This window comes from Flavobacterium sp. KACC 22761 (assembly GCF_034058155.1).
In the GTDB taxonomy this organism is placed as follows: Bacteria; Bacteroidota; Bacteroidia; order Flavobacteriales; family Flavobacteriaceae; genus Flavobacterium.
This window is the reverse complement of sequence record NZ_CP139148.1, coordinates 2944317-2958384: the sequence shown is the minus strand read 5'-3', so window position 1 is coordinate 2958384 and position 14068 is coordinate 2944317. Positions and strand designations below refer to the sequence as shown.

The following is a 14068-nucleotide window of genomic DNA, read 5'->3' as shown; positions in this document are numbered from 1 at the left end:
AATAAAAAACGATTTTTAACCATATAAGTTATATAAGTTATTATAAGCTAGGATGTTTTCGTAGATGAACTAAAATGAACTTACAGTACTTATATGGTGTAAATTTTCATTTCATTTTTTAGAAATTTTCTTAAGAAATGATTGAAATTTATTTTGAATCCAATCGTTATCTTATTACTTTTACCAATCAAATCAATTTTATTATGTCACAAACCGTACTGTCTCTTAAAGAAGTCACTATATATCAAGAAGGAAGAAAAATCATCTCTCACATTAATCTGGATGTTCAGCATGGCGAATTCATCTACATTATTGGAAAAACAGGTTCAGGGAAAAGTAGTTTCTTAAAAACTTTATATGCTGATTTGCCTTTACTTGAAGGAGAAGGACATATTGTTGAATTTGATTTGGCAACTTTAAAAGAGAACGATATTCCGTATTTGAGAAGAAAAATTGGGATTGTGTTTCAGGATTTTAAATTGCTTCCAGACCGTTCTGTAAAAGACAATATGCTTTTTGTTTTGAAAGCAACTGGATGGACAGAAAAAGAAGCCATGGAGCACAAAATCGACGAAGTTTTGAATAAAGTTGGAATGAAAGACTTCTTGAACAAAATGCCTCACCAGCTTTCTGGAGGTGAACAACAACGTGTTGCAATTGCAAGAGCATTGCTTAACGATCCAGAATTCATTCTTGCCGACGAACCAACAGGAAATCTTGATCCGCAAACAAGTTCGGAGGTTTTAGAAGTATTAAAAAACATCAATGCTCTTGGCAAAACCGTTATCATGGCAACCCACGATTATGCTTTATTGATGAAATTCCCATCAAAAACATTGAAATGCGAAGATGAAAGAATCTTCGAAGTCGTGCAAAGAAGCGTGTAATGCTTTCCATTTTAATTCCGGTTTATAATTATGCTGTTTTACCGCTCGTTAACGAACTTGTAAAACAGTGCAATTCCTGTGGCATTACTTTTGAAATTCTTTGTCAAGACGACGCTTCTCAATCAGAATTAAATACTAAAAATCAAGAAATTAATTCTTTTTCAAATTGCTCTTTTCTTATCAATGAAGCCAATTTAGGAAGAGGAAAAAACATCAATTCATTAGCGCAAAAAGCAAAATACGATGGATTATTAATCCTGGATTGCGATACTTTTCCTGCGCAGGATAATTTTATCCAAAACTATATTTCTGCAATTTCAAATTCCGAAGAAAAAATTGTTTTTGGTGGAATAATTTATGCAGATAAAAAACCTCAAAAAGAACAACTTTTACGTTGGATTTATGGTCAGAAAAGAGAAACTGTTTCGACTTTAACTTCTAATTTATGGATTAAAAAAGAAGTTTTTCTCGAATTCCCTTTTGATGAAGAAATTACAAAATATGGTTATGAAGATTTGCTTTTCTTTTCGGTTTTAAAAAGAAACAATTTCGAAGTTTTTCAAATCGAAAACCCAACTTTTCATCTGAATTTAGAAACTTCAGAGGTGTTTTTAGCCAAAACAAAAACGGCGCTGGAAAACCTAGTTTTTCTTCATAATTCTAGAAAAATTTCTTCGCAAGAAAGCAAAATAATTAAAGCTTTTAAAATTTTGAAAAAGCTAAAATTGATCGGTTTTTCGAATTTCATTTTCAAAAAAAATCAAAATAAAATCGAACGGAATTTACTTTCTGAAAAGCCATCTTTATTTCTTTTTGATCTTTATAAATTGGGATATTTTTGTTTTTTGAAAATCCAGAGCTCCAGCGGAGCGAAATATTTATAGCAAATAATTCAGAATTGCTCCAAAGCTCCAGCGGAGCGAAATCTATGCGTTTAAAAATATCACCCCGCTGGGGGTTTTCTTAAAAACCTAAACTGCTTTTCTATAAATATTGCGTCCCGCTGGGACTAAAAACAATAAAACTCACTAAGAATTAAACAATTATAATATTTTCTAGAAACAATCTCCACTTCTCCATTACTTTATCCACAGAATAATTTTCAGAGGTTTGTTTAGCATTTTTCCCAAATTTCAATCTTGACTCTTCATTTTCAATTAAAAAAGAAAGTTTTTCAACATACATTTCATAATCATTTTCCGGAATCAAAAATCCATTTTCTTCGTTTGTAATTATAGTTCTTGGACCAATTGGGCAATCAAAAGCGACACAAGGCAGTCCTGAAGCCATCGCTTCCAACAAAACCATCGGAAAACCTTCAGATCTTGAAGTCATGGCGCAAATGGAATATTCGCGGTATTTCTCTTCAATATTTTTTACAAAACCAAAGATATTTACATTTGAGTTTAATCCTAAATCGGCAACTATGCTTTTTAGAGAATCAAAATCATCTGTATAAATATCCAAAATCCAATCAGGATGTTTTTTGACTGCTTTTTCCCAAATCAACAATAATCGATCTAGGCCTTTTTCATAAGAATATCGGGCAATAGCTATGACTTTCTTATTTTTTAAATCTGAGTTTTTTTCTGTTTTAATCCAGGAAGCATTTGGAATTACAATTGTATTTTTTGCTTTCCACTCATTTTTGCTTTCCTCTGAAAGCGCTACAATTTTTGTGAATTTTCGAACACTAAAATCTTTAAAACGATATTTATTTTTTTGAATTGATTTTGAAATAAAATCTGTTTTTTGAGCTTTTTCTTCAATAAATTTTGAACCGTGAACTTCAAAAACAATTGGTCTTTTTGTGTTGACAATAAACGGAAAAATAAAGGCTTTCAAACCATTATCGGCAACTAAAATCATGTCTGGTTTGATTTCGCTAAGCTTTTCATTTAGTTGTTTTTTATAGGATTGTAAAAACCTTAAAGCATTTCCTTCTAAGATTACATTGTGGAAAACAACTTTAGAATTGAAGTCATAAAACGGCAATTCATCATTTTCATTTTGTGATAAAATATGAATTTCATAACCAAAATGTTCGACAAAATAATTCGCCTTCACAGCCAAGACTCGCGCAACACCGCCAGCATTTTTTATTTTGGGAACAACATACAGAAGTTTCATTTTTTGGAATTCAGAAAAGTTTCATAATCCCGAATATAATCGGTTTCTTCAAAAACATCTGAAGCCAAAACAAGACAAACTGAACCTGAAGAAAAATTTTCAAGTTCGCGCCAAATTCCTTTTGGCAAATGCAAACCAACATTTGGCTTGTTGAGCAAATAACTTTTTTTGTCTTTTCCATCGTTTACAATCACTTCAAAACTGCCACTTAAAGCAATCAAAACTTCATGTTGCTCAATATGCGAATGTCCGCCGCGAAAAGCAGTACTCGGAACATCAAAAAGATAATAAACGCGTTTGAATTCAAAAGGCAAAACGCCATTTTGAATAAAAGCCAAATTTCCGCTCAAGTCTTCGACAACTGGAATTTTTAATAATGAAATATCTTGAACTGTTGTCATATATTTAATGTTCCTGCAACAAATTTAACCATTGCTGTCCAATTTTTTCCAATAAAAATGGATCGATACTATTCTGCGAATTTTGCTTGCATTTTTGATATAAATCTGTATTGGAAATCAATAAATTTAAAGCTTCAGTCATTTTTTCCCAATTCTGATTTTCGACTAAAATTCCATTTTCAAAAGAAGAAATCATATCACGCGGTCCAAAATCACAGTCAAAAGAAACAACCGGAATTTCGCAAGCCAAAGCTTCTAAAATAACATTCGGAAAACCTTCATTTTTACTGCTTAAAACTAAAAATTTAGCCTTGCTCAAATATTTAAAGGGATTATTTTGGTACCCTAAAAGATGTACAAAATCATGAATTTGATGATCTGAAATTGCTTTTTGAAGTTTTGATTCGTCACCATTTCCAACAATCACCAAATGGATTTGTTTCTCAATCAAATCAGATTTTGCATAACTTGAAATCAGTTTGTCAAACTGTTTTATTTCGTTTTCATATTGTCCAATTGCAATTATATAATCAAATGCAATGTCTATTTTTTCAATTTGCTTTTTCACAATTTCTTCCAAATAAATTGGATTATGAATTGTGACCACATTTTGCAATTTATGTTTTGTCTCGATCAGCGTTTTCATTTCATCTGTAAGCGCCACATTTGCCAGACAATGATTGTACATTAATCGCGTCAACCATGAATTATTAGGCATATAATGATCAATCAAAAAACTATGAACGGTAAAAATGGTCTTGGCATTATAGATAAATCGGGCTAAAATAAGCTCCTGAATAACTTTCGTTCGGAAACGGAAATCAATTATAAAATCAAAATGATTTTCGTTCAAATACTTTTTTAAAGCCTTTAAACGTTTAATTTTATTAAAAATTCCATTTGATTTATTCTTCAGCAAGCCCAAATTCACCAATTTCCCCAAATACGGAAAACTGACTTCATCTAAAACAATAATAATATCGACCTCAAAACCTTTATGCTGAAAAAAAATGGACAAATTTGCCATTACTTTATCGCTTCCGCCTCCGCTCAGACGGTAACCAATTAAAGCAATTTTCTTTTTTTTGTGAGTCGATATCATTCGTGATTTCTTATTTTCGTACCAAATATATCTTTTTAACACATAGAAACATAAAAAATGAGTCCTATGTTTGCGGGATAATTTTTAAGTTTTTTTTCTTCAGCAACGAAAAATTGCTCGCAAAGTCGCGAAGTCGCAAAGTTTTATTTTAAAAAACTTAAAAAAAGACTTCGCGTCTTTGCGAGATTAAGAAATTTACTCATTTAAAATTAGACAAATACTCAAAAACCAATATGTACGATAATCCATTAGTAACTATTATTTGCTTGTGCTATAATCAGGAAAAATTTGTTGTCGAAAGTTTGACTTCGGCAATAAATCAGGATTATTCGTTTATTGAAGTAATTGTAGTTGACGATTTTAGCACTGATAATTCTAAAGAAACAATTAAAAAATTTCTGATTGATTATCCACAAATTCGATTTATTGAAAACAAAACGAATTTAGGAAGTACAAAATCCTTCAATAAAGCTTTAAAATTGGCAAAAGGCGATTTTATAATCGACTTGGCTTGTGATGATGTTTTAATGCTAAATTGTGTTTCATTGCAAACAAAAGCTTTTCAAGAAACCGCATTTAAAAACCTCGGAATTGTTTATGGAAATGCCGAATTGATTACTGAAAATGGTGCTCATGATTCGTATTATTTTGCTGTAGATGCCGCGAAAAAAACAATCAAAAAAAGGAAAACCGGCGATATTTATTTAAGCGTAATTTCAGGTGGAAATAGTATTTGCTCTGTTTCTTCAATGGTTAAAAAATCGGTTTTTGATGATTTGAATGGTTATGATGAAAATCTGGCGTATGAAGATTTGGATTTGTGGATTCGGGCTTCACGCCAATATGATGTTGATTATATTGATGAAATTTTGATTCAAAAACGTATTGCTTCAAATTCTTTAGGAACGCATTTTTTTCTTAAAAATGATGCCCGAGCAAAAAAAATAAATCATTCCACATATCTGATTATCAAAAAAGCAATTCTGCTAAACCGAACAAAAGAGGAACATAAAGCAATTTTAAAACGTATTCATTTTGAAATGATTTTGGCCTATAAAACTTCGAATTTTAAGTTGTTATTCCTATATATTTCACTAGAAATTAAACAACGTCTTCGTATTATGATAGAACGCTGATTTTTCGGATTTACTTCGTAAAAACGCGGATTAAAACGGATTTTTTTTGATGAATGCTTTTAAAAAAATCCGTTTTAATCCGCGTTTTCGCTTTAGCGAATCTGTGTCATCCGCGTCCCATTTTTTAAATCGTCAAAAAATCGTCTAATTGTTGTTTTTCGCCTTGCCAATCTCGCGAAACATTTTCTCTTATTAATTGAGCAGGAACACCACCAATTAAAATATTTTCGCCCAAAGAAGCATACTCTTTTGTACACAAACTATTTGAGGCAATAGTGCAAAAATCAGGAGTTTGAGTTCCTTTCATAATTGAAACTCTGTTGCTAATAAAATTAAAATTTCCGATTAAAATTGGTGCCGATTTTTGAAGTTTTTCGCCTGTTTGCGTATCTATTAAATCGTGGAAATTAGTATCTATAATTTGACACTCAGAGCCAAAACGAGCATAATCTCCTAGAACTACTTTTTCGAGACAAATCAATTTTGCGTTTGAAGCCATTGAAGACATATTTCCCAATTCGCAAACCGCATTTTCGCCAACAAAAAGAAAATAATCTTTACCAAATTGAAATTTCCCTTTAAAAATTAGTTTTCCTTGAATATTGATTTCGGCAATGCCACGATGAACGGTGTTTAATTCATAAGGTTGTCCAAAACCAATCATTGCTTTTTGGATTTTTCCCTCGATTTGAATTTCACCTGAAATTGAAGTAAATTTTACTCTTTTGTAAAAGAAAACCGGAAGTTTTTTAGCGGTTTGAAAAGGAAATTTCTTGAAATTAAAATACAGCGTTTTTGTCCAGTTTACCGACCAGTAAAACTTGATTTTTTGATAAAATGACTTGTATTTTCTGTAACTATTCCGGATCATTTTTTCCTTTTTTTTGCTGAACAAATGAAGTAAATATTTCGCTTAAATTCATCTTTTTGTTGATTTCATAAAAACTAAAACCAAAAGAGACTAAAATCATGAGCGAAAACAAACTATATTTTAAAACCTCGTTCTCGATAAATCGCAACAAAAATGAAGTTGCGCAAATACCAAAACAAACAAAATAAAGCTGATAAAATTCTCTCTCGAAATAAAAATCATAGCGCTTTTTGGTAATGATTTTCAGTCCGATAAAATGACATAAAAAGTACAGGAAAAAGCTGATTCCCAAACCTTCTAATCCATAAAAATAATAGCCTCCAATATTCATTATCACGGATAAAATATTGAAACCAATGGCCGTTTTTACAAACATTTTTGAGTCGCCTTTTGCTATCAAAACAAATCCCATTGACCAAGAAACGGCGCGAAATAACATTCCGAGAATTCCGGCGCAAATCATTGGAACTATGACTTCAAATTTTGAAGTGTACATTAGTTTAATGATCAACGAACTGGAAGTGAGAAACAAAACAATAATTGGCGTAATAATTAAAACGGAAATAAAAGCTTGTTGCTGAACACTTTCCCTAACTTTTTCATTATCCGAATTTATAGAAGCTAATTTTGGAAAATAATCAGTACTCATTACGGTAAAAATAACTCCGACATAGGAATTCAACAAAGTAAATCCGGCGTTGTAAAAACCAACTTGATCCAAACCTCCAATTTTTCCAACATAAATTTGAACCAAATACGTTGACAAAAGCGTTAAAACACTGCTGATTGTCAGCATAAAACCCAACTTCACGATCAATTTCCCTTCTAAAAATACGGCAGAATTTTCTATTTTTTCCTTTTCGATTTTTACTTTATTTGAATAGTAAAATGAAAAAATCAAAGCCGACAACGAAGCAATTATAATTGTTGGAAGAATAGCATCGATTTTTAGAAAATAATACAACGGAATAGAAAAAAGAAGTCCGAATAAATTGCCGTATAAATTGGCTTTCGCCAAAAGTCTAAAAGATCGCAAACCTTGTAAAACGGCCAATTGTCCTGAGCTCAATTGCTTGAGCAAAATGGTAACCGAAAGTATTGCAAAAGAAAAGGTTTGACTGGAGTCTCCAAAAGTTATGATGCTCAAAATTTTTGAAAAAGCTAAAGTCAAAAACATTCCAAAAATTCCCGTAAAAAACACAATTTTCTTTACAATTTGAATGGTTTTGGAAACCGTTTTTAAATCGTCGTTTTTATAATTTTCAGAAATGCTTTTTACAGCACTAGTCTCAATTCCGAAACCGGAAATACTGCTTAAAACACCCAAAGTCGAATTGAGCAATGCAATAATTCCCATTCCGGCGGGACCAATAAAGACAGCAATTAACTTCGTTCGAACAACCGAAATTAAAATCGAAAAAAATTGAACGCCTCCAAAAAGCGAAGTCGTTTTTAAAATTTGCTGATATGATTTTTTATCCGACACGATTTTAATATTGATTTAAAATTTCAATAATAAAATCGATTTCAGATTCTATTAAAACCGGACTTATTGGCAAGCTTAAAACCTCGTTATGAATCTTTTCTGTAATTGGAAACGACAAATTATTCCACTCCAAAAATGCTTTTTGTTTGTGCGGCGGAATTGGATAATGAATAACCGTTTGTATACTATTTTGAGCTAAATAATTTTGCAGAGCTTCTCTGTTTTCTGTTCGAATAACAAATAAATGAAAAACATGATTTTCGGATAAATCCCAAAAAGGCAAGATTATTTTTTGGTTTTTAATTTCAGACAAATAACGTTTTGCGATTAATCTTCTTTTTTGATTATCTGCATCTAAATTCGGTAATTTTAAACTTAAGAATCCAGCTTGCAATTCATCTAATCTGGAATTTACACCGATAAACTCATTGTAATATTTTTTTTCTGAACCATAATTTCGAAGCGAAAAAAGCACTTTTGCCAACTCCGAATCATTTGTTGTAATCGCACCACCATCGCCAAGACAACCTAAATTTTTTCCAGGATAAAAACTATACGCTACGCTTGATTTAAGATTTTTGATTGCTGATTTTTGATTGTTGATTGTTCCATGAGATTGTGCGCCATCTTCAACAATAAGAAGATTGTTTTTTTCTGCAATTTCATTGATTTTTTCCATTTCTGCCAATTGCCCGTAGAGATGAACAGCTAAAATGGCTTTTGTTTTTGGAGTGATTTTTTCCTGAATTAAATCTGGATTTATGTTGTAAGTTTCCAGTTTTGGCTCGACAAAAACCGGAATCAAATCGGCTTGTAAAATTGACAAAATACTGGCAATATAGGTATTTGCAGGAACGATGACTTCATCGCCTTTTTTGAGTTTTCCTAATTCAATATAGCCTTTAAAAATTAGAACTAAAGCATCAAATCCGTTCCCAACTCCAATGCAATATTTCGTTTGATTGTATTCGGCGAAAGCCTTTTCAAAAATTTCGACTTCCTTTCCTAAAATATACCAGCCGTTTTCTAAAACCGATTTCAGTTTTTCCTGAAAAGCAGTTTCATACGGTTCGTTGATTTTTTTTAGGTCTAAAAATGGTATCATATTTATTTAGTAGATTTTTAAGAGTTTGGTTGTTCCATAGAACCTAACAGGTTTTAAAAACCTGTTAGGTCTAGTATTATAAATCGATTTTATAAAAATCCTGATTATAAACACTACAACCTAATTCTTCTTTTTGTTTCAAAAGACCTGGATGATAACCGCTTTCATTATCTTCATTGACAATTCCCATATCAAAAAAGTGTTTTCCTTTTCGCTTGTATTTGTGAATCAAATTGATAAAAAGAAAATCCAAAGCTCTTACTTTTTCTCCTTTTTCAGAAGTCGCTCCATATTGTGATTTCACTACATGTTCAGTTTCAAAAATAGCTATTCCAGCAATAATTTCGTCATTTTGATAAACTGAATATTGTTTTATTTTTTCTGGGAATCGCTGTTTTAAAAAGGTAATTTCTTCGCAAGTATGAACTGGTTTTGCATTGAATTTTTCCTGCAATCTTGGTTCCAGAACATTTTTCCAAAAAGGCTTAAAGTCTTTCTCTTCAACAATATCCAAATCAAGATTTTCAATTCTCCTGAAATGTTTCATTTTACTTTTGGAAATCTTTAAAGGCGTTTGCAGATTAACGGCCAGATTCATTTCTTTTCGTTCAGAAATAGCATTTCTTTTAAACAAAAAGAAATCCATTTCCTGATTTCCTTTCGAAAAATAAAAATTCGGAATTGGCTTGTAATGAAATGTTTCAATTTTATTTTCCTTCAGAAAAGACAGAATTTCATCTAAAATCATTTCTGTTTTTTCGGCTTTTAATTTGGAAGAAAAAATCAATCCTCCATAAGTAAGTCCTTGATGTGAATGAACCGAATTTCCTTGTTTATTGGCGGGCAAAACAGCGAGCAATTTTTCTTCATCAAAAATTAAAAGCGAAAAATCTTCAAAACGGTCTTTATGATATTCCATAAAATCACGATGAAACAAAAATGTGGCATTTTTTGCCAAAGCGATAAAATCGTTCCAGAGCTGATAATCGTTTTGATCGTATTTTTTTACGGTAAATATCATCTTCAAATTACTTATGATCGAATGCTTTCAAGTGCCATTTGTACTTTACTGCCATCAATCGGACTACAATGATTACCAATGAAGTAACCAAATATAAAATGTCGTCATTAAGATTCATTTTTCGTAAACCAAAAAACACGATTCCGCCTAAAATACAGATTGTTGCATAGATTTCTTCTCTAAAAACATTTGGGATCTCATTGCACAAAATATCTCTGATCACGCCTCCAAAGCAAGCTGTCATGGTTCCCAACGCAATACAAATTACGGGATGAAGTCCTGTTATAAGTCCTCTTTCTAAACCAATTAATGTAAAAACACCAAGACCAATTGTATCAAAAAGAAACAAAGAAGTTCGAAGTTTGTCAAAGCTTTTTCTGAAAATTATAGCCAAAAAATAACCAATAATAATCACATAAACGTACTGCATATCACGCATCCAGCCCACAGGAGTGCGCCCAATCAAAACATCACGCAGTGTTCCGCCACCAACGGCCGTTACAAATGCAATAATAAAAACCCCAAACGGATCCAGTTTTTTATGCATTGCCGTTAAAACGCCTGACATGGCAAAAGCCATTGTACCGATAAGATCTAATATGTGGAACATTTTTTTATTGAGTTACAAAGGTTCAGAGTTGCAAAGGTGCAAAGGTTGTCCTTAATTCTGCTTATTTTTTAAAACTATTTCTACATCCGGGTTTATTTTTTTTATGGCTTCAAAAAATCCGTTTTTGTCTTTTGGAGAAATTAATATCGAATTGTTTTTTCCATAAAAAATTTCTAGTCGGTCCAACGAAAGTGCTGGCGAACTCAAAACATTAAAAGTTTCAGAAATCTTTTTTATATTTTTAATTTCAATCAAAGAGTTCACCAGAAAACCCGATTTAATTCTAAGTTTATCATTTTCTATTTCATAAAAAGTAGTTGCAAACAAGTGAACAATAAAAGCACTTACAGAAAGCATAAAAATAAAACTAACCCATTTTTGAACTTGTACGAAGTGTGCCAACTGGAATCCGAAAATTAAAATTAAGAACGCAACCAACCACAGGTCAATTTTAGATTTAAATTTTACCATTTTTTACTTTCTTATTTTTTAACGTAAATTGGACTTCTTTTCAATAAATACTGAACAGATTCCATCCAGCTGTCTTTAACGGCTAAAAATGGTTTGCGCGTTTGAGAGTATATTTTTGACCTATTTTTGTACATATCAAAATAAACGGTGTAATAGTAATATTGCTGATTATTTGCAGTTGTAGTCGAATAATCGTTTGTAGTCACTTTTTTATTATTGTTGCTCACTTTTGCGTTTCCGCTGTTGTAAGTAGTTGCAGTTGTACCGGTTCCAATTGTAAACGAAACTTTTGCAGCAACAATATTATCAACGCCTAATATTTTTTCAAGATCTTCAATTGGGGTTGAATCAATATTGCGATAATCTATTCCTGCTTTGCTCAATAAACTGTTGGTTGTTCTTAAATCCTGCACTGTCAGCGGTGCAATATTTCCAGATTTATCCAATAATTTGTTATACATATCGTTTTGACCAAATTTTGCCATTTCCTCCGAACTTTGCTGTGTATCTGAGTTTAAAAAAGGAACTGGAAGTACTGCAATTGTATTTGGCTTCATTTCGCCAGCAATAATAGTTTGTCCCGAATTATCAGAAACCGAATTTGATGGTGTTACATCAAAAGTTTGGGAGCGTCCGCTGGCAAAATCGATTCGAGCAATTTGAGAAACATCAAGAACTATTAAAAGAGTTTCGCCAGGCAAAGAATATTCGACAGTTTTATCAGATATCTTAGAAATTGTACCCTCAATAATTGTGTAATCTCTTTTTATGATTTTGTCTAATTTTTTTCCGCCTTGAGCGAAAGAAAAAACACAAACAAAAAATAATAGTAATAACGTGGCAGCTTTCTTAATTTTCATGGTATTTACACTTAAGTTTTCCTACTCTTAGGCTTTTCGGTCACTCCTTTTCTAAATATTAAACTTGTTAAATTTAAAAAATTAAATCCAAATCAAAGTTATGGGAACTTTGTAAACTGAAAAACTAGAAAAAAATCTCGCAAAGACGTCAAGTCGCAAAGTTTATAATAATAGATAATGTAAAAAGCAATCGAATCTAAGAACAAGCTTAGAAACTTAGAAACTCAGAAACTTAGAACGCTACATATTCTGCGTATAGAAATTATAATCTTTCAAAACCACACGAATAAAATCGCTGTTGTTTCCAGATTGATTTTTAATTCCGGTAACGCTTTCAATTTTGGCGACTAATTTTCCAATAATCTCAAAATCATTTTTGGCAGCCGCTTTTTTGAAAGTCTCTTTGATAATTCGCATATCATTATCCGATAATTTAATCACCAGTGGATAAGTTGGCACATAAGCTGTTCCAATATCTTCTAAAATTGTATGACTAATATCGATTTTGTTTTTTAGTGTAATTACGGCTGTTCCTGCCGCCATATCTCCAAGACGTTGCGTTTTACTATTTGAAATCGCGGTAATCAGTGCCACCAACCCATAAAATGGCGGAATAAAAAAGTCAACTGTTCCAAAAAACCAGCGAATTAAATAATCGCCAAATCCCGCTTGATAGCCATCAATTTTAACGACTTTTATCTTCACCAATATTTTTCCGATCGATTGTCCCTCAAAAAAACTTTCTAAAGCAAGGGAATAAAATATAAGTGGAATACCAAACAATAACACAATAGCTCTTTCTGACCAACTGTCTAAATTATCTATTATAAGGCCCAGTTTCAACCAACTAAAAAAGACAAACCACACCACCAAAATGTAGGCAATTTTGACTCCTAAATCAATAAAATAAGCACCTAACCGCTCTCCTACCGAAGCCGATATAAAATTTATTTTGACATTTTGTGTTGTGTTAATAGATAATTCTGACATATTTTATATTTTAGCGTGCAATGAGAGAAATCGCCTTCATAAAACAAAATAAAGAAAAATGGCTGGAATTTGAGCTAGCTATTTTTGGTAAAGCTAAAAAAAATCCTGACGAATTAGCTAATTTGTACATTCAAATGATGAATGATTTGTCGTATGCACAAACGTATTATCCTAAAAGTAAAACTGTAATTTACTTAAATCACCTTGCATCGCAGATTTATCAAAAGATTTACAAAACCAAGAGAACCGAAAAAAACAGAGTTCTCGAGTTTTTTGTAACCGAAGTTCCATTATTGGTCTATCAATACAGGCGTTATTTGATTTATGCCTTTATCTTATTTTTTGTAACTGTTGCTATCGGAGTGATTTCTGCAAAATATGACCCAAATTTTGTTCGTCTTATTCTTGGCGATGATTATGTCAATCAAACTTTAGAAAACATTAAAAAAGGAAATCCAATGGCTGTTTACGGTTCTGGAAGCAATTGGGGAAGTTTTATTTCCATCACAGTAAACAATCTTTTTGTGGGTGCAAAATGCTACTTTTTTGGAATTATTGCCGGAATTGGAACTTTTTACATTAGCATGCAGAATTCAATTATGTTGGGTTCTTTTCAATATTTCTTTTATGAGCAAGGCGTTTTCTGGAAAAGTGTTAGAGGGATTTGGATTCACGGAGCGATGGAAATCTTCGGAATTGTAATCGAAACTGCCTGCGGATTTATGTTAGGTGCTTCTATTTTGTTTCCAAAGACGTTTTCAAGACTTAATTCGTTTAAAATTGGCTTCAAAAATAGTTTCAAAATTTATTTAAGTACATTTCCTTTTACCATTGCAGCAGGTTTTTTAGAAGGTTATATTACAAGATATTCTATTGATATGCCAAATTGGCTAAGTGGTTTTATTATATTATTTACCTTAGGAATAATTTCATTTTATTATTTGGTTTATCCTTTTATCGTCCACAAAAAAACACAACAATTACCAGCCTAAATTGAC

The 14068-nt window shown here is 31.7% G+C and carries 15 protein-coding genes; 4 read left to right on the top strand and 11 right to left on the bottom strand.

The features are described from left to right. Positions 1–203 precede the first annotated feature (203 nt). Positions 204–887: a cell division ATP-binding protein FtsE gene (locus SCB73_RS12835; protein ID WP_320566621.1), complete on the top strand. Its 684-nt coding sequence runs from the start codon at positions 204–206 to the stop codon at positions 885–887. Continuing rightward, entirely contained in the window at positions 887–1771 is an 885-nt protein-coding gene (locus SCB73_RS12830; RefSeq protein ID WP_320566620.1) for a glycosyltransferase family 2 protein, read from the top strand. The genes SCB73_RS12835 and SCB73_RS12830 overlap by 1 nt, the downstream gene beginning before the upstream one ends. Positions 1772–1922: 151 nt before the next feature. On the opposite strand, the gene SCB73_RS12825 is transcribed toward SCB73_RS12830, so the two are convergent. The 3 genes from SCB73_RS12825 to SCB73_RS12815 are packed head-to-tail and all read right to left on the bottom strand — an operon-like array spanning position 1923 to position 4520. Further along, positions 1923–3017 carry a glycosyltransferase family 4 protein gene (locus SCB73_RS12825; protein ID WP_320566619.1) on the bottom strand — a complete coding sequence of 365 codons (1095 nt, stop codon included), beginning with the start codon at positions 3015–3017 and terminating at the stop codon, positions 1923–1925. After that, on the bottom strand, positions 3014–3418 hold the full coding sequence (locus tag SCB73_RS12820) for a sugar 3,4-ketoisomerase (RefSeq protein WP_320566618.1): 405 nt from the start codon (positions 3416–3418) through the stop codon (positions 3014–3016). The genes SCB73_RS12825 and SCB73_RS12820 overlap by 4 nt, the downstream gene beginning before the upstream one ends. Before the next feature lie 4 nt (positions 3419–3422). Beyond that, a complete protein-coding gene (locus SCB73_RS12815) occupies positions 3423–4520 on the bottom strand; it encodes a glycosyltransferase (protein WP_320566617.1) in 1098 nt (365 codons plus the stop codon). 233 nt (positions 4521–4753) lie between these two features. Between SCB73_RS12815 and SCB73_RS12810 the strand changes: the two genes are divergently transcribed. Continuing rightward, a complete protein-coding gene (locus tag SCB73_RS12810) occupies positions 4754–5656 on the top strand; it encodes a glycosyltransferase (RefSeq protein ID WP_320566616.1) in 903 nt (300 codons plus the stop codon). Between the two features lie 124 nt (positions 5657–5780). Here the strand turns inward: SCB73_RS12810 and SCB73_RS12805 are convergent, their stop codons facing one another. From SCB73_RS12805 to SCB73_RS12770, 8 genes are all read right to left on the bottom strand, one after another. After that, positions 5781–6527 carry an acyltransferase gene (locus SCB73_RS12805; RefSeq protein ID WP_320566615.1) on the bottom strand — a complete coding sequence of 249 codons (747 nt, stop codon included), beginning with the start codon at positions 6525–6527 and terminating at the stop codon, positions 5781–5783. Next, the gene (locus SCB73_RS12800) at positions 6514–8013 is read right to left on the bottom strand and encodes an O-antigen translocase (protein ID WP_320566614.1); all 1500 of its coding nucleotides are present in this window, start codon (positions 8011–8013) and stop codon (positions 6514–6516) included. Before SCB73_RS12800 ends, SCB73_RS12805 begins: the two co-directional genes overlap by 14 nt. 4 nt (positions 8014–8017) lie before the next feature. Then, positions 8018–9118 carry a DegT/DnrJ/EryC1/StrS family aminotransferase gene (locus SCB73_RS12795; RefSeq protein WP_320566613.1) on the bottom strand — a complete coding sequence of 367 codons (1101 nt, stop codon included), beginning with the start codon at positions 9116–9118 and terminating at the stop codon, positions 8018–8020. A 76-nt stretch (positions 9119–9194) separates the two neighbouring features. Beyond that, positions 9195–10139: a GNAT family N-acetyltransferase gene (locus tag SCB73_RS12790; protein ID WP_320566612.1), complete on the bottom strand. Its 945-nt coding sequence runs from the start codon at positions 10137–10139 to the stop codon at positions 9195–9197. Positions 10140–10146: 7 nt separating this feature from the next. Then, the gene (locus tag SCB73_RS12785; RefSeq protein WP_320566611.1) at positions 10147–10749 is read right to left on the bottom strand and encodes a trimeric intracellular cation channel family protein; all 603 of its coding nucleotides are present in this window, start codon (positions 10747–10749) and stop codon (positions 10147–10149) included. A 51-nt stretch (positions 10750–10800) separates the two neighbouring features. Further along, positions 10801–11220, bottom strand: a complete 420-nt coding sequence (locus tag SCB73_RS12780) for a PH domain-containing protein (protein ID WP_320566610.1) — start codon at positions 11218–11220, stop codon at positions 10801–10803. An 11-nt stretch (positions 11221–11231) separates the two neighbouring features. Then, on the bottom strand, positions 11232–12080 hold the full coding sequence (locus SCB73_RS12775) for a hypothetical protein (RefSeq protein ID WP_320566609.1): 849 nt from the start codon (positions 12078–12080) through the stop codon (positions 11232–11234). Positions 12081–12320: 240 nt separating this feature from the next. Continuing rightward, the gene (locus SCB73_RS12770) at positions 12321–13070 is read right to left on the bottom strand and encodes an RDD family protein (protein ID WP_320566608.1); all 750 of its coding nucleotides are present in this window, start codon (positions 13068–13070) and stop codon (positions 12321–12323) included. 20 nt (positions 13071–13090) lie between these two features. Between SCB73_RS12770 and SCB73_RS12765 the strand changes: the two genes are divergently transcribed. Continuing rightward, the gene (locus SCB73_RS12765) at positions 13091–14062 is read left to right on the top strand and encodes a stage II sporulation protein M (RefSeq protein WP_320566607.1); all 972 of its coding nucleotides are present in this window, start codon (positions 13091–13093) and stop codon (positions 14060–14062) included. The last annotated feature ends 6 nt before the right edge of the window (positions 14063–14068 follow it).

Excerpts from the sequence above, each read along its gene's own strand:
- SCB73_RS12825 (WP_320566619.1), bottom strand. The coding sequence starts at position 3,017 with ATGAAACTTCTGTATGTTGTTCCCAAAATAAAAAATGCTGGCGGTGTT.
- SCB73_RS12775 (WP_320566609.1), bottom strand. The coding sequence starts at position 12,080 with ATGAAAATTAAGAAAGCTGCCACGTTATTACTATTATTTTTTGTTTGT.
- SCB73_RS12765 (WP_320566607.1), top strand. The coding sequence starts at position 13,091 with ATGAGAGAAATCGCCTTCATAAAACAAAATAAAGAAAAATGGCTGGAA.
- SCB73_RS12795 (WP_320566613.1), bottom strand. The coding sequence starts at position 9,118 with ATGATACCATTTTTAGACCTAAAAAAAATCAACGAACCGTATGAAACT.
- SCB73_RS12830 (WP_320566620.1), top strand. The coding sequence starts at position 887 with ATGCTTTCCATTTTAATTCCGGTTTATAATTATGCTGTTTTACCGCTC.
- SCB73_RS12780 (WP_320566610.1), bottom strand. The coding sequence starts at position 11,220 with ATGGTAAAATTTAAATCTAAAATTGACCTGTGGTTGGTTGCGTTCTTA.
- SCB73_RS12815 (WP_320566617.1), bottom strand. The coding sequence starts at position 4,520 with ATGATATCGACTCACAAAAAAAAGAAAATTGCTTTAATTGGTTACCGT.
- SCB73_RS12785 (WP_320566611.1), bottom strand. The coding sequence starts at position 10,749 with ATGTTCCACATATTAGATCTTATCGGTACAATGGCTTTTGCCATGTCA.
- SCB73_RS12835 (WP_320566621.1), top strand. The coding sequence starts at position 204 with ATGTCACAAACCGTACTGTCTCTTAAAGAAGTCACTATATATCAAGAA.
- SCB73_RS12810 (WP_320566616.1), top strand. The coding sequence starts at position 4,754 with ATGTACGATAATCCATTAGTAACTATTATTTGCTTGTGCTATAATCAG.
- SCB73_RS12770 (WP_320566608.1), bottom strand. The coding sequence starts at position 13,070 with ATGTCAGAATTATCTATTAACACAACACAAAATGTCAAAATAAATTTT.
- SCB73_RS12820 (WP_320566618.1), bottom strand. The coding sequence starts at position 3,418 with ATGACAACAGTTCAAGATATTTCATTATTAAAAATTCCAGTTGTCGAA.
- SCB73_RS12805 (WP_320566615.1), bottom strand. The coding sequence starts at position 6,527 with ATGATCCGGAATAGTTACAGAAAATACAAGTCATTTTATCAAAAAATC.
- SCB73_RS12790 (WP_320566612.1), bottom strand. The coding sequence starts at position 10,139 with ATGATATTTACCGTAAAAAAATACGATCAAAACGATTATCAGCTCTGG.